The following is a 15650-nucleotide window of genomic DNA, read 5'->3' on the forward strand; positions in this document are numbered from 1 at the left end:
CATCATGGCCCCGGCGAAGATCGGCGTCACGACCGGTCCTGCTCCTGTTCCACCTGCTGGTTCCACTCGCGCTTGGACGACTGCCAGCCGTCCTCGTTGAGCCCACGACGCCAGTAACCGGAGATCGAGAGCTGGTCCATCGGGATCTCCCGCTCGATCTTGAGGTAGCGGCGCAGTTCCTTCACGAAGTTCGCCTCGCCGTGCACGAACGCGTGCACCTGCCCGGCCGGGAACTCGTAACCGCGTACGGCCTCGACCAGCGCCTCCCCGACCGGTCGTCCGTCGCGGTGCAGCCAGATCAGCTCCGCGTCCGCCGGCACCTCGAGTTTCTGCTCCTCGTCGGGACTTTCGATTTCCACGTACGCCCGTACGCGCGCACCGCCGGGCATCCCCTCCAACGCGGCCGCGATGGCGGGCAGGGCGCTCTCGTCCCCGGCCAGCAGATGCCAGTCGGCGGTCGGCTCGGGAGCGTAGGCGCCGCCCGGTCCCATGAACCGGACCACGTCACCGGGCCGGGCCGCGGCCGCCCACGGACCGGCGATGCCCTCGTCGCCGTGCACCACGAAGTCGACCCACATCTCGGGGATCTCGGGGAGCCACTTGCGCACGGTGTACGTGCGGACGACCGGCTGTTCCTCGCGCGGCATCGTCTCGCGGATCGTGGGCAGGTCGAACGGCTCGGGATAGGTGACCCCGGGCCGGGGGAAGAGGATCTTGACGTAGTGGTCGGTGAAGGCGCCCGCCTCGATCCGGCTGAGCTCCTCACCGCCCAGCACGACGCGGATCATGTGCGGGGTGAGCTGTTCCACCCGGGTGACGACGGCCTCGGTCGCCGTTCGTGCTCTCGCCATGCCTGGTCCTTCGCATCCGGGGGTTCGCTGACAGGTGTACCGATGCCCGGGGCGTCCGTTTCTGCGGTGTCCGGGGTCCGGCCGTCCGGTTCCGCGGTGTCCGTTGGCTGGGCGTCCGCGGGGCCGGGGCGCGACCGGGTCCGGGCTGGGAGCGTCCGGGCCCTGGGATTTCGGTGTCCGTCGGTAAGGCTACCCTCACTTGTCAGCTCACGGGTAAAGGGCGGCCCGCGCGCTGCGGACCGCCCTTTACTCGCTTGCTTCGGGATTACTCCCAGGTGCTGCCCGGGAGCCGCCGGCGCCGGGTGAGCGCCATGATGATCAAGCCGATCATCAGGAGGACCGCCGCTCCGCCGACCACCGCGACCGTGTTGGTGCCGGTCTTGGCGAGCAGGCTGCCGTCATCCTTCTTGGCGCTGTCGGCCTGCACCTGGGCCACCTGGTCGGCGACCGGGGCCTTGTTGCCCGAGTTGAACTGCCCGTCCTCGTACGTGTAATCGGTGCCCGCCGCCGGAGCCTTGCTGCTCGTGGTGGCCTTGGGCTTCGGGGCCTTCGTCGTCGCGGGCGCCTCGACCTCGTCGCCGGTGTTGCTGCCCGACTCGGTGTTGCCGGTGCCCGACTCGGTGGCCGGCTTCGTGGTCGAGGGGGCCTTGGTCGCCGGCTTGGTGGTCGCCGGGGGCTTGGCCGGGGTGTTGGCCGGCTTGGTCGGGTCCGGGGTGAAGTCGTCCTTCACCGTCGGGGCCGTCGTCGGGGTGGTCGGGGCCTTGGTGGGCGGCTTGGTCGGCGAGACCGTGGTGTTCGGGGTGCCCGGCGTACCGCCGTTGTTCCCGCCGCCGTTGTTCCCGCCGTTGTTGTTGCCGCCGCCGCCGCCGTTGTTGCCGCCGCCGTTGTTGCCGCCGCCGTTGTTGCCGCCGCCGTTGTTGCCGCCGCCGTTGTTGCCGCCGCCGTTGTTGCCGCCGCCGTTGTTGCCGCCGCCGTTGTTGCCGCCGCCGTTGTTGCCCCCGCCGGCGTTGCCGACGGTGATGCGGACCGCGTCGATCGCGGGCGTCTGGTTGGCGCGCACCATCATCGGCGTGCGGTGGGAGCCGTCACCGGCCCACGAGGAGCACTGTGCGGTGCCCTCGGTCGGCATGCCCGGCACCTGGATGACCACCTCGTCGGGGGTGGCGCCACCCTTGCTGTCCTCGGTGGCGACGAAGAACGCCGGCACCGGGTCGGGCGCGGGCGCCTCGTCGGTGTTCGGCAGCATCCGGCACGCGGTGTGGAAGTGGCCGCGGACGAGGCCGTCCTTGAGGACCGAGCTCTCCACGTAGTAGCCGCCCTTGCCGGCCGCGAGGAAGCGGTCGCGGATCAGGTTGCGGGTGCTGATGGTCAGGCTGAACGGCGCGTTGACCGCGACGGCCCGGGGCGCGTTCGTGATCAGCAGGCTCGGGTTGTCCTTGGCCTCGCCGACCTCACCGAACTCGGTGGAGATGCAGCGGCTGCCCTCTTGGAAGCCGGTGTGCGGCGACAGGTTGCTGTCGACACACGTGTCGGTGAGGATCACCTGGCCGTTGACGACCTTGCCGGCGCCACTGCCCTCGGGCTGGCCGTTCTCGGCGGCGCCGGAGAGCGAGGCGAAGCCGACAGCGGCGCCCAGAGCGGCGATCACAGCTCCGGCCGCGAAGAGCCGTCGGTTGCGTCCCGACGGCGTGGCGGCCGCACGGCGGTAAGCAGGCCTACGCATGCGTGATACCTCTTCTTCGAAGAATCCACCCGGCCCAATTTCCGACCGGCTCCCAGACGGTAAAAGGCGTCCCGCCGGAAAGCAATTCCGGGAGCGAAATTGATGAATTCTTAGCCCAAACTTAAAGAAAAAATATGGGCCGCCCTGCGAACCCCTGGCATCGTCCGAACGGCTGATGTCCGGGGTTCAACCAAGGTCGCAAAAATCTTGCTGAGCTGGGATGTTCGCACAGAGTCACGTCTGAGTCACTCCGGCCGTCCCGCTGCCAAGAAATGTAGACCACGTTCGGTTCGATGCACCTTGGAGCTGCCTGGGAATTCTATTCCAGCGCCGCTTTCCGGCGATTACCGGCGCGCCGGTCAGTTGATAGCCGGGGCCCGCAGAGCGGCCAGAAAAAGATCTACGGCGACGGTCATCCGGGCAACGAACTCGTCTCGGGTGGCAACTTCGTGCTTGATCCCGACCGAGGTGCTGAGCAGCGTCCGGGCCACGTCGGCGGCTCGATCGGACGTGCGGGCGGCGGGCGTGGCGGCGGCGGGCGTGGACGTGGCGGCGGCGGGCGTGGGCGTGGCGGCGGCTGACTTGGGTGAGTCGGCGGCCGGCGTGGATGTGCCGGTGCCCGGCCGGGGTGTGGCGGCGGCGATGGCGTCGGTGACCAGTTCGCGGAACCGGCGCGGGTAGTCGCCCATGACCGTGCCCAGCAGCTCGGGATTGGTCTCCATCAGGACGGCGACCTCGCGAGCCATCGGGCCGATGTAGCGGCCGGTCCACCGGTCGAACGCCTCGATCAACCGATCGCGAAGGGGGCGCCCGGTGTCGGCCAGCGCCTGTTCGGCGGCGGCGACGTCCTCGTCGAGTGCCTGGACGACCGCGGCCCGGAAGAGGCTCGGCTTCGACTCGAACAGGAAGTAGAGCCCGGGGCGGGAGATGTTCGCGGCCCGGGCGACGTCTTCCATCGAGGTCTTGCGGTAGCCGAACCGGGCGAACGTCACGAGCGCCGCGCCGAGAACCTGCTCACGCCGTCCGCTCTCGGCGACCTCCACGCTTCCGCTCGAGCCCGGAACTCGCTCGCCGCTCGAGCCCGGAAGCCGCTCGCCGCTCATGCCCGGAACTCGCTCGCCCCTCATGCCCGGAAGCCTAACAGTGACTAGACGCGCTATACAGAATAGATAGTCCGCGTATAGTGAAAAGCCAGGAGGAAAGATGATCACTACTCGATTTGGCGCCGGGTCCACCGCGGACGACGTCGTGGCCGGGCTCGATCTCAGCGGCGTCCGGGCGATCGTCACGGGTGCGTCGTCCGGCATCGGAGTGGAGACGGCTCGCTCGCTGGCCCGCGCCGGCGCCCACGTCACCCTGGCCGTTCGCGATACGAGCGCCGGCGCCCGGACAGCGGCCGAAATCGCCGACTCCATCGCCCGCGCTCAGCCGGAAGCCGCCCGCGACCGGCCGGAAGCCGCCCGCGACCGGCCGGAAGCCGCCCGCGACCGGCCGGAAGCCGCCCGCGACCGGCCGGAAGCCGCCCGCGACCGGCCGGAAGCCGGCCGTGACCGGCTTGAGGTCAGCGCGCTTGATCTGGCCGATCAGTCGTCGGTTGCTGCCTTCGTCCAGCGGTGGCGCGGGCCGTTGCACCTGCTGATCAACAACGCCGGCGTGGTCACCAGCGACCTCCGGCGTACGGCCGAGGGCTGGGAATGGCAGTTTGCCACCAACCATCTCGGCCACTTCGCGCTCAGCCTCGGCCTGCACGACGCGCTGGCCGCCGGTGCCCGTGAGCGCGGTGAGGCCCGCATCGTCGCGCTCACGTCGGGGGCTCACATGCGGTCGCCGATCGTGTTCGACGATCTCCACTTCGAGCGCCGCGACTACGACCCGCAGGAAGCCTATGCGCAGTCGAAAACAGCCAATGTGCTGTTCGCGGTCGAGGCCACCCGGCGCTGGGCGACCGACGGCATCGTGGCCAACGCAGCCAACCCGGGCGGCGTCGCCACCGGTCTCCAGCGCGACTTCACGCCCGCGCAGAAGGAATACCTGGCCCGCGCCGAGGCAGCCGGCGTCTTCACCTACAAGACAACCCAGCAGGGCGCAGCCACCACGCTCGTGGCCGCGGTCGCGCCCGAGTTCGCCGGCGTCGGCGGCCGCTACCTCGACGACGGCAACGAGGCCGCAGTGGTCGGCGACGACGCGAACCTGTTCGAGAACAGCCACGCCGTCAAGCAGTGGGCGCTCGACCCCGAAACCGCGCGACGGCTGTGGACGGTAAGCACGGAGCTGGTCGGGCCAGAGCCCCGGTGACCACGCGGCGGTGACGGGTCACGCGGCGGTGAGGGGTCACGTGGCGGTGACGGTCACGTGGCGGTGACGGGTCATGCGGTGGTGACGGGTCACGCGGTGGTGAGGGGTCGCGCGCGGTGACGGGGTCACGCGGCGGTGACGGGTCGCGCGGGGCAGGTCCCCGACCACGAGTCCCTCAGCCACTGCGCCATGGCGCGGGGCGCGACCGACCGCGACCCCGAGACGCGCCGGGCCTCATCACCGGCCCACCCACGCCGGCCACACGACAGATGACGGCGATCACCCACCCACGGAGCCCGAAGAGGCCGCGCGGATCAGGACGCAGCCGTCGCGCGGTGGTGAGGAATCGCGCCGAGGGAGGACCGCGCGGCGGTGACGGGCTGCGCGGCGGTGACGGGCCGCGCGGCGGTGACGGGCCGCGCGGCGGTGAGGGGTCGCGCGCGTGAGAGGTCACGCGGCGGTGCCGGGGCACGCGGCGGTGAGGGGTCACGTCGTGGTGACGGGTCGCGCGCGTGAGAGGTCACGCGACGGTGACGGGCTGCGTGGCGGTGACGGGCTGCGTGGCGGTGACGGGCTGCGTGGCGGTGACGGGCCGCGTGGCGGTGACGGTCACGTGGCGGTGAGGGGTCATGCGGTGGTGACGGGCCGCGTGGCGGTGACGGGCCGCGTGGCGGTGACGGGCCGCGTGGCGGTGACGGGCCGCGTGGCGGTGACGGGCCGCGTGGCGGTGACGGGCCGCGTGGCGGTGACGGGCCGCGCGACGGCGGAGAATGCGCCCAGGGGAGAGCCGCGCGACGGTGAGGGGGCGCGCCGATAAAGCGCGCCGAAGCAGCTAGTCGGGCCAGACGCCTCGGGCGCGGTAGACGTCGCGCAGGACGGTCAGGCGGTCGGTCATGATGCCGTCTACGCCCAGGTCGAGCAGGCGGTTCATCTCGGCCGGCTCGTCGATTGTCCACACGTGTACGTGCAGGCCCAGGCGGTGGGCCAAGGTTACGAAGCGCCGGTCGACCACCGGGAACGGGCCCTGACGCGGGGGCACCTGCACGGCGGCCACCGAAGGGGGCAGGCGCAACCGCAGGCCGGCCAGTGACGCCATCCGCAGCCGCGCCACCCCGCGCATCCCGAGCGAGGTGGCCACCGCCGGACCGGCCAGTTCGCGCACCCGGGCCAGGCGCCGGTCGCTGAACGAGGCCAGCAGCACCCGGTCGGCCGCGCCCGACTCGCGGACGCAGGCGACCGTCGGGGCGACGCCGGTGTCGGACTTGACGTCGATGTTGAAGCGGACATGGGGCCAGGCCGCGAAGACCTCGTCGAGCCGGGGGACCGCGGCTGCCCCGCCGATCCGCACCGAGCGCAGGTCGGCCCAGGTCATCGACGAGATCCGGCCGGTGCCGTCGGTCACGCGGTCGAGCGTGGTGTCGTGGAAGACGACCGGCACCCCGTCGGCGGTGGCGTGCACGTCGGTCTCGACATAGCGGTAGCCGAGCCGGACGGCGCGCTCGAAGGCCTCCACCGTGTTCTCGTCGCCGTCGGCCGCGCCGCCCCGGTGGGCGAAGGCCAGCGGCGCCGGGAGGTCCAGGTAGGGCAGGGGCACCAACTGATCTTACGAGGCCCGGTTTGTTGCACTGAGGTAAAAGTCCGTCGATGACATTGACCGGCGGCAGTGCGCCTGATGATTCTTTGAAGCGGCGAAGACGGAGGTGGCGCGCGCTGGAAACGATCGAGTTCGACGTGGTGATCGTGGGTGGTGGGACGGCCGGTTCGGTCGTCGCGTCGCGGCTGTCGGCCGACCCCGACGTGCGGGTGTGCCTGATCGAGGGCGGCCCCTCCGACGTGGGTGACCAGCGGATTCTGCAGCTCCGCAACTGGTTGGGGCTGCTCGAGTCCGATTTCGACTACGACTATCCGATCGTGCCGCAGCCGCGCGGGAACTCGTATCTGCGGCATGCCCGGGCGCGGGTGCTGGGCGGCTGCTCGTCGCACAACACCATGATCAGTTTTCTGCCGCCGCCGGACGATTTCGCCGACTGGGTGAACGCGGGGGCCACCGGATGGTCGTACGAGGAAATGGTCCCGCTCTGGAAACGCCTGGCGATCAACATCACGCCGGTCGCCGAGCGTGACCGCAACCCGCTGGCCGAGGATTTCGTCACCGCCTGTCACGCCGCGCTGGGCGTGCCGGTGCACGAGGACTTCAACGCCGCGCCGTTCGCCGACGGCACCGGTTTCTTCCCGGTCGGCTACTACCCCGAGACGGGTGTCCGCTCGTCGGCCTCGGTCGCCTACCTGCACCCGCACCTCGACCGGCCCAATCTGACGATCCTGACCGAGCACTGGGCCTTCCACCTCGACCCGGATACCGGTATATCCGTTAAAAATGGGCAAACAGTCAAGAAGATCAAAGCGACCGGCGAGTACGTACTGTGCGCAGGTGCCGTCGACACTCCGCGACTACTTCTCCTCTCCGGTATCGGCCCGGCCAAAGACCTGGAGAAGCTCGGGATCAAAGTGCAGGCGGACGTGAAAGGGGTCGGCGAGAACCTGCTCGACCACCCGGAATCGCTCATCCTCTGGGAGGCGAGCCGCCCGATCCCGCCGATGTCGGCCATGGACTCGGACGCGGGCCTCTTCGTCCGGCGCGATCCCGCCGCCGACCGCCCCGACCTGATGTTCCACCTCTATCAGATCCCGTTCACGTTCAACACCGAGCGCCTCGGCTACGACGTGCCGGAACACGGTTTCGGCATGACGCCCAACATCCCGCGCCCGCGCAGCGTCGGCCGGCTCACCCTGGCCACCGCCGACCCGGAGACCAAGCCGCTGCTCGACTTCCGCTACTTCACCGACCCCGACGGCTACGACGAACAGACCATCGTGGACGGCCTGCGCCTGGCCCGCGAGGTGGCGGCGACCGAGCCCTTCGCGTCGTGGATCGCCCGCGAGATCGCGCCCGGGCCGGCGTTGCGGACCGATCAAGAGCTTTCCGCGTACGGCCGGGCCGCTCACCACACGGTCTATCACCCCGCGGGCACGTGCCGGATGGGCGCGTCCACGGACGACGGAGCGGTCGTCGATCCGGAGCTGAGGCTCAAAGGCGTTCCCAACGTACGCATCGCCGACGCCTCGATCTTCCCGCTGATGCCCTCGGTGAACCCGATGGTGACCGTGCTGATGATCGGCGAACGGGCAGCCGACCTGATCAGCGCCGAGCTGGCCGGTCGGAGAGAAGCCGAACTGGCGGGCCGGCGAGAAGCCGAACTGGCGGGCCGGACAGAAACCGGCCGCCGGGAAACAACCGGACGCCAGGAATAAGGGGGAACCGGGGATGACACCGATGATCGCGGTAGCGGATCTGTGGAAGGTGTTCGGTCCCCGGGCCGAGCGGGTCCCCGGCTCCGCGCTGGCCGACCTGCCCCGCGCCGAACTGCGCGCCCGCACCGGCTGCCTGGCCGCCGTCCGCGACGTCAGTTTCGAGGTGCGGCCGGGCGAGGTCTTCGTCGTGATGGGACTGTCCGGCAGCGGCAAGTCGACCCTCGTACGCTGCCTGACCCGGCTGATCGAACCGACCAGCGGCGAGATCAGCATCGGCGGGGAACCGGTGCGCGCGATGACCCCGAAACGGCTGCGCGACCTGCGGCGCCGGCAGGTGGCCATGGTGTTCCAGCACTTCGGGCTGCTGCCGCATCGCCAGGTGCTGGACAACGTCGCGTACGGGCTGGAGATCCAGGGTGTGACCAAGGCCGAACGGCACCGCAAGGCGACCGAGATGCTGGCCCTGGTCGGCCTGGACGGCCAGGAACACCACTATCCCGACCAGCTTTCCGGCGGCATGCAGCAGCGGGTCGGCCTGGCCCGGGCGCTGGCCACCGACCCCGAGGTGCTGCTGTTCGACGAGCCGTTCAGCGCGCTCGACCCGCTGATCCGGCGGGACATGCAGGCCGAGGTGCGCCGCCTGCACGCCGAGGTCGGCAAGACGCTGGTCTTCATCACGCACGACCTGGCCGAGGCGCTGACCCTGGGTGACCGGATCGCGGTGCTGCGCGACGGCGAGCTGGTGCAGGTGGGCACGCCCGAGGAACTGGTCGGGGCGCCGGTCGATTCCTATGTGGCGGATTTCGTCCGGGACGTGCCGCGCTCGGACGTGCTGACGCTGCGCTGGATCGTGCGCGACCCGGCCCCGGGCGAGCTGGTCGAGGACGTGCCCCTGCCGCATGGCACGGTCATCCGCGACGCCGTGCACCGGGTGATGCGCGCCGAGCGCCCGATCCAGGTGGTCGACGGCGAGAAGCGGCTCGGTGTGATCGACGCCGACCAGATGCTGGCCGCGTTGGTCAGCCATCATCGCCAGGTGCCGGCATGAGCGCGCCGACGTTGACCCGGCCCGGCGGGCGGGTGCTCGAGAAGGCCGCCGAAGCCGACGCGCCGAGACGCGGGGGCGCTACGCGGAGGCGTACGGCGGGAACGGTTTTGATCGTCCTCGCCGTGGTGGCCTATCTCGTCTTCCGCACGGACGGCGCGCCGGACAGCGACGACGCGGCCGCGTTCCGGTTCTTCGACAGCGTTCGGGACTGGGTCGACGCCAACCGGGACACCAGTCCGTTCTTCCTGTACGGGATCAACTACGTGCGCCTCGGTGTGCGGCTGCTGGTCGACGTGGTGCAGGCCGGGCTGTACGGGCTCGGGTTCGCCGGACTGGTCGCGGCGGTGTCGGCGATCGCGCTGGTGCTGGCCGGCTGGCGCACCGGCCTGCTGGCGTTTCTCGGTTTTCTGGCCTTCGGCGTGCTCGGCCTGTGGGACGAGAGCGTCGACACGCTCGTGCTGACCCTGTCCGCGGTGCTGCTCAGCGTGCTGATCGGGGTGCCGCTGGGCGTGCTCGCGGCCCGGGTCCGCTGGGTCGGCGCCACGCTGCGGCCGGTGCTCGACGTCATGCAGATCATGCCGACGTTCGCCTATCTGGCCCCGATGACGTTGCTGTTCCTGATCGGCGAGCCGGCCGCGGTGATCGCCACGATGATCTACGCGGTGCCGGCCACCATCCGGATCACCGCGCTCGGGATCAGCGAGGTGCCGCCGACCGCGGTGGAGGCTGCGACCGCGCTCGGCTCGACCCGGTGGCAGCTGCTGAGCAAGGTGCGGCTGCCGATGGCCCGGACCACGCTCGCGCTCGCGGTCAACCAGACGATCATGCTGGCGCTGTCCATGGTGGTCATCACGGCGCTGATCGACGCGCCCGGCCTGGGGCAGAACATCGTGAACGCCCTGGAGCGGGTCAACGTGGGCGCCGCCTTCAACGCCGGGGTCGCGATCGTGATCCTGGCCGTGGTGCTCGACCGGATCACCACGAACGCGGCTCGGCAGACGCGGATTCACCACGCCCGGCGGTCACGTCTCATCCAGACCGGCATCGCCATAGTCGTGGTCATCGCCGCCGCCCTGGTCACGATCAATCCGGAGAGCCTGCCGCAGTGGAGCGCTGCCGCCCCGGTCAACGACCTCGTCGGCTGGATCGAGCTGCACTGGTTCGACGCGACCGAGGGGATCAAGAACCGGGTCAGCGAGTTCCTGCTCAACCCGCTCGAGTCGGTGCTGGTGACCACGCCGTGGTGGCTGTTCGTGGCCGCCGTGGCCGCGTTCGGCACCCTGGTCAGCGGCTGGCGGGCGGCCCTGATCGCTGCCCTGTCGGCGGCCGGGATCGCCGGTCTCGGCCTCTGGCAGCACTCGATGCAGACGCTGGCCACGGTGCTGGTGGCGATCCTGCTGACGATGGTGATCGGCGTGTCCGTCGGCGTCTTCTGCGCCCGGCACGACCGGCTGGCCACCGCCGTCCGCCCGGTGCTCGACGCCGCCCAGACCATGCCGTCGTTCGTCTATCTGCTGCCCGCCGTGGCCCTGTTCGGCAACAGCCGCTTCACCGCGATCGTGGCCGCGATCATCTTCGCCGTGCCGCCGGTGGTCCGGCTGGTCGAGCGGGGTGTCCGCGACGTGCCGCCGACCGTCGTCGAAGCCGCGCTGAGCGCCGGCTCCACGCCCCGGCAGCTGCTCTGGAAGGTGCAGCTGCCGATGGCCCGGGGCGGCCTGCTGCTCGCAGCCAACCAGGGGATCGTCATGGTCCTGGCCATGGTCGTGGTGGGCGGCCTGGTCGGCGCGGGCGCCCTCGGCTACGACGTCGTCGCCGGCTTCTCCCAGCGCGAGCTGTTCGGCGAGGGTCTCGCCGCCGGTCTCGCCATCGTGCTGCTCGGCATCCTGCTCGACCGCCTGACCCAGGGTTTCCACGATTCGAAGGGACCTCGAAGATGAGAAGCATCCGTGTCGCCGTCGCGGCGACCTTGATAGTGAGCCTGACCGCGTGCGGCGGCGCCACCTCGGGCGCCGGCGAGGACAAGCCCAGCGACGGCGCCAAGGCGACGGTCAACCTGGCGATCAACCCATGGGTCGGGTACGAGGCCAACGCCGCGGTGATCGCCTACATCCTCGAGAAGAAGATGGGCTACCCGGTCGAGAAGAAGGAACTGAAGGAAGAGATCGCCTGGCAGGGCTTCGAGACCGGTGAGGTCGACGCGATCGTGGAGAACTGGGGGCACCCGGATCTCAAGAAGACCTACATCGAGGACAAGAAGGTCGCGGTCGAGGTCGGGCCGACCGGCAACGACGGCATCATCGGCTGGTACGTGCCGGAGTGGATGACCCAGCAGTACCCGGACATCACCGACTACAAGAACCTCAACAAGTACGCCAACCTGTTCAAGACCTCGGAGTCCAAGGGCAAGGGGCAGTTCCTGGCCGGTGACCCGTCCTTCGTCACCAACGACGAGGCCCTGGTCACCAACCTCAAGCTCGACTACACCGTGGTCTACTCGGGCAGCGAGGCCAGCATCATCAAGGCCGCCCAGCAGGCCACTGCGCAGAAGAAGCCGCTGCTCTTCTACTTCTACGAGCCGCAGTGGCTGTTCGCCAAGGAGAAGTACGTCCGGGTCAAGCTGCCCACCTACACCGAGGGCTGTGACAAGGACCCGAAGAAGGTCGCCTGCGACTACCCGGACTACGTGCTTGACAAGATCGCCAGCAAGAAGTTCGCCGACGCCAACAGCACGGCGTACCAGTTCATCAAGAACTTCAAGTGGACCAACGACGACCAGAACATCGTCTCGGACTACCTGACCAACCAGGGCATGGACGACGACCAGGCCGCTGAGAAGTGGGTCAACGAGCACGAGGCGACCTGGAAGCCCTGGGTCCCGGCATGACGAAGGTCGTGATCATCGGCGCCGGAGTGGTCGGCTGCGCGCTCGCCGATGAGCTCACCATGCGTGGGTGGACCGACGTGACCGTGCTCGAGCAGGGCCCGCTCTTCGTGACCGGCGGGTCCAGCTCGCACGCGCCGGGCCTGGTCTTCCAGACGAACCCGTCGCGGACCATGACCCGGCTCGCCCGGTACACCGTCGAGAAGCTGGGGGAGCTGGGCTGCTTCCGGCCGCTCGGCAGTCTCGAGGTGGCGACCACACCCGAGCGGCTGGCCGAGCTGCACCGCCGGTTCGGGTACGGCCAGTCGTGGGGGATCGGGTCGGCGATGCTCGACCCGGTCGCCTGCGCCGAACTGGTGCCGCTGCTCGACAAGGACCGGGTCCTGGGCGGGCTGCACGTGCCCACCGACGGCCTGGCCCTGGCTGTGCAGGCGTGTGAGGCGCAGGCGGCGCGGGCTCAGGAGCGGGGCGCGCGCTTCGTCGGACGGGCCGAGGTCACCAAGATCATCCAGGCCGACGGGCGGGTCGTCGGCGTGTGGACGGCCGACGCCGCCTATCCGGCCGACATCGTGGTCAGCTGCGCCGGGTTCTGGGGTCCGAAGATCGGTGAGTTGGCCGACACCACGATTCCACTGCTGCCGATGGCCCACCAGTTCGTGCGCACGTCGAACGTGAACGCGGTCGACGACATGCCGATCCTGCGCCATCAGGACCGGGATCTGTACTTCCGGGCGTACGGGGAAAGCCTTGGCATTGGCTCTTATCTCCACGAGCCGATGCCGGTCAGCCTGGATGAGCTGGCCGAGGGCCCACACCCGTCGATGCTCCCGTTCACCCCGGAGACGTTCGCCGAGTCGTGGGACGCCGCCGCCGAACTGCTGCCGGCGCTTCGCCACGCCGAGCGGACCGACGGCTTCAACGGCGTGTTCTCATTCACCGCCGACGGCTTCCCGCTGCTCGGCGAGTCGCGGACGCTGCCCGGGTTCTGGACGGCCGAGGCGATCTGGGTGACCCACTCGGCCGGGGCCGCCCGCGAGATGGCCGAGTGGCTGGTCAACGGTCGCCCGAGCCTCGACCTGCACGAATGCGACCTCAACCGCTTCGATCCGGCGCAGCTCGCCCCGGACTACACACGGCAGCGTTCGATCCGCAGTTTCGAAGAGGTGTACGACATCCTGCACCCGCTGGATCCGCCATCCGTCCGAAATATCCGAGTCAGCGCGTTCCATGCGCGGCAGACGGAGCTGGGTGCGGTGTTCGGTGAGGCGGCCGGGTGGGAGAGGCCGCTCTGGTACGGCGTCAACGCCGCCCCCGACCAGCCGAAAGCCCGTGACGAGTGGTCGAGCCGGCACTGGTCCCCGATCGCCGAGACCGAGGCCCGGATCACCCGGGAGCGGGTCGCCCTCTATGACATGACCTCGCTGATGCGGCTCGAGGTCGAGGGCCCGGTCAGCTTTCTGCAGGGCCTGACCAGCAACAATGTCGACAAGCCGGTCGGCTCGGTCACCTACACGCTGCTGCTGGACTCCGGTGGCGGCGTCCGCAGCGACGTCACCGTGGCCCGGCTCGGCGAGCAGCGCTTCCAGGTCGGCGTCAACGGCCCGATCGACCTGCACTGGCTGCGCGATCACGCGCCCGCGGGCGTCCGGATCCGGGACATCACCGGCGGCACCTGCGGTCTCGGCGTCTGGGGTCCGCGGGCCCGTGACCTGGTCGCCCCGCTCACCGACATCGACGTGTCGGCCGGCGCGTTCCGCTACTTCCAGGCCCGCGAGGGGTTCCTGGGCACGGTTCCGGTCACCATGCTGCGGCTGTCCTACGTGGGCGAGCTGGGCTGGGAGATCTACGCCCGGGCCGATCACGGGCTGCGCCTGTGGGACACGTTGTGGGAGGCCGGGCGCGATCTCGGGCTGATCGCGGCGGGCCGGGCCGCCTTCAGCAGCCTGCGCCTGGAGAAGGGCTATCGGCTGTGGGGCACCGACATGACCGCGGAGGACAGCCCGTACGAGGCCGGTCTGGGTTTCGCCGTACGCCGCGACGCCGGTGACTTCCTGGGCCGGGACGCGCTCGTCGACTCCGAACCGGAGCGCCGGCTCACCTGCCTGCTGCTGGCCGACGCGGGAGTGGTGCCGATGGGCCGCGAACCGGTCTACGCCGGGGGTGGGCCGGTCGGCTTCGTGACCAGTGCGGCCTACGGGCACACGGTCGGGGCGCCGATCGCGTACGCGTGGCTCCCGGCCGCCCTGGCCGTGCCCGGCACCGAGGTGACGATCGGCTGGTTCGACCGCCGGCTGGCCGCCACCGTCGCCGAGGAGCCGCTGTTCGATCCCAAGCACGAACGGCTGAGGGGATAACCCATGACCTCGTCGCTGATTCCCACTCTGGCCGGCCACTACTACACCGATCCGGCGATCTTCGCCCGCGAGCAGGAGGCGATCTTCGAGCGCATGTGGTTCTGCGCCGCGCGGGGATCGGACGTGGGCACGCCGGGCGCGTTCCGGACGGTCCAGGTCGGCCGGGAGAGTGTGCTGATCACCCGCGCCGCCGACGGGCGGGCCCGCGCGTTCCTCAACGTGTGCCGGCACCGGGGAGCGCAGTTGTGCGTGGAGGAGTCGGGGTCGGTCAAGCGCACCTTCAAGTGCATGTACCACGCGTGGGCGTACGGGCTGGACGGCAAGCTGGTGGCCGCGCCCAACCTGGTCAAGATGCCGGACGTCGACCGGGTCGAATACGGCCTGGTCAACGTGCACGTCCGTGAGTGGCTGGGCTACGTCTGGGTGTGCCTGGCCGACGAGCCGCCGTCGTTCGAGGCCGACGTGATCGGGGCGTGCGTCGAGCGGCTGGGTGATCTCGGTGCGATCGACCGCTACGACCTGCCGTCGCTCCAGGTGGGCCGGCGGATCCGGTACGACGTACGGGCGAACTGGAAGCTCATCATCGAGAACTTCATGGAGTGCTACCACTGTTCGACGATCCACCCCGAGCTCGTGCACGTGCTGCCGGAGTTCGCGGGCGGGTACGCCGCGCAGTACTACGTCGGCCACGGCGCCGAGTTCGGCCGCGACGTCGAGGGCTTCACCGTGGACGGCGGCGCCGGCGTGACCACGATCGGCACGATCGCGCCCGAGCAGGACCGCCGCTACTACGCCGTCACGATCAAGCCGCAGGTGTTCGTCAACCTGGTGCCCGACCACGTGATCTTCCACCGGATGTATCCGCTGGCCGCGGACCGCACGATCGTCGAGTGCGACTGGTTGTTCCTGCCCGAGGTGGTGGCGTCGGGCGCCGACCTGACCAACTCGGTCGAGCTCTTCGACCGGGTGAACCGGCAGGACTTCGAGGCCTGCGAGCGCTGCCAGCCGTCGATGTCGTCGCGGGCGTACGCGCGTGGGGGCGTGCTCGTCCCGAGTGAGCACCACATTGGCGCGTTCCATCAGTGGGTAACCGACCGACTGCCCCCAATCCGGGACAAATAGTATCGACTCGGTCACGCAGCTCTGCGCGCTGCCCTACCTTAAGGCTCGTCCTAGTGGGGCAAAT

At 70.0% G+C, this 15650-nt stretch carries 11 protein-coding genes; 7 read left to right on the top strand and 4 right to left on the bottom strand.

Going from position 1 to position 15650, the window contains the following annotated elements; all coding sequences use genetic code 11:
* Nucleotides 1–26 precede the first annotated feature (26 nt).
* The 3 genes from KOI35_RS03585 to KOI35_RS03595 form a co-directional block, all read right to left on the bottom strand.
* Nucleotides 27–851 (bottom strand): siderophore-interacting protein, encoded by an 825-nt coding sequence (locus KOI35_RS03585; protein WP_215784512.1) that lies wholly within the window; start codon nucleotides 849–851, stop codon nucleotides 27–29.
* Between the two features lie 265 nt (nucleotides 852–1116).
* A complete protein-coding gene (locus KOI35_RS48745; protein ID WP_215784513.1) occupies nucleotides 1117–2574 on the bottom strand; it encodes a hypothetical protein in 1458 nt (485 codons plus the stop codon).
* Between the two features lie 359 nt (nucleotides 2575–2933).
* The gene (locus tag KOI35_RS03595) at nucleotides 2934–3701 is read right to left on the bottom strand and encodes a TetR/AcrR family transcriptional regulator (RefSeq protein ID WP_215784514.1); all 768 of its coding nucleotides are present in this window, start codon (nucleotides 3699–3701) and stop codon (nucleotides 2934–2936) included.
* A 76-nt stretch (nucleotides 3702–3777) separates the two neighbouring features.
* On the opposite strand from KOI35_RS03595, the gene KOI35_RS03600 reads away from it, so the two are divergent.
* Nucleotides 3778–4869, top strand: a complete 1092-nt coding sequence (locus KOI35_RS03600; protein ID WP_215784515.1) for an SDR family NAD(P)-dependent oxidoreductase — start codon at nucleotides 3778–3780, stop codon at nucleotides 4867–4869.
* 832 nt (nucleotides 4870–5701) lie between these two features.
* Here KOI35_RS03600 and KOI35_RS03605 read toward each other — a convergent pair.
* On the bottom strand, nucleotides 5702–6463 hold the full coding sequence (locus KOI35_RS03605) for a glycerophosphodiester phosphodiesterase family protein (protein WP_438870578.1): 762 nt from the start codon (nucleotides 6461–6463) through the stop codon (nucleotides 5702–5704).
* Between the two features lie 86 nt (nucleotides 6464–6549).
* Between KOI35_RS03605 and KOI35_RS03610 the strand changes: the two genes are divergently transcribed.
* Genes KOI35_RS03610 through KOI35_RS03635 form a run of 6 tightly spaced genes read left to right on the top strand, consistent with a single transcriptional unit; the run spans nucleotide 6550 to nucleotide 15586 of the window.
* Nucleotides 6550–8181 carry a GMC family oxidoreductase gene (locus tag KOI35_RS03610; RefSeq protein WP_246612390.1) on the top strand — a complete coding sequence of 544 codons (1632 nt, stop codon included), beginning with the start codon at nucleotides 6550–6552 and terminating at the stop codon, nucleotides 8179–8181.
* A gap of 13 nt (nucleotides 8182–8194) precedes the next feature.
* Nucleotides 8195–9229, top strand: coding sequence for a quaternary amine ABC transporter ATP-binding protein (locus tag KOI35_RS03615; protein WP_215784517.1), 1035 nt, complete (start codon nucleotides 8195–8197; stop codon nucleotides 9227–9229).
* Nucleotides 9226–11166, top strand: a complete 1941-nt coding sequence (locus tag KOI35_RS03620; RefSeq protein WP_215784518.1) for an ABC transporter permease — start codon at nucleotides 9226–9228, stop codon at nucleotides 11164–11166. Before KOI35_RS03615 ends, KOI35_RS03620 begins: the two co-directional genes overlap by 4 nt.
* On the top strand, nucleotides 11163–12113 hold the full coding sequence (locus KOI35_RS03625; RefSeq protein WP_215784519.1) for an ABC transporter substrate-binding protein: 951 nt from the start codon (nucleotides 11163–11165) through the stop codon (nucleotides 12111–12113). Before KOI35_RS03620 ends, KOI35_RS03625 begins: the two co-directional genes overlap by 4 nt.
* Nucleotides 12110–14464, top strand: coding sequence for a GcvT family protein (locus KOI35_RS03630; protein WP_215784520.1), 2355 nt, complete (start codon nucleotides 12110–12112; stop codon nucleotides 14462–14464). The genes KOI35_RS03625 and KOI35_RS03630 overlap by 4 nt, the downstream gene beginning before the upstream one ends.
* A gap of 3 nt (nucleotides 14465–14467) precedes the next feature.
* The gene (locus KOI35_RS03635; protein ID WP_215784521.1) at nucleotides 14468–15586 is read left to right on the top strand and encodes an aromatic ring-hydroxylating oxygenase subunit alpha; all 1119 of its coding nucleotides are present in this window, start codon (nucleotides 14468–14470) and stop codon (nucleotides 15584–15586) included.
* Nucleotides 15587–15650: the final 64 nt, after the last annotated feature.

It is taken from the genome of Paractinoplanes bogorensis (assembly GCF_018829635.1).
Classification (GTDB): Bacteria; Actinomycetota; Actinomycetes; order Mycobacteriales; family Micromonosporaceae; genus Actinoplanes; species Actinoplanes bogorensis.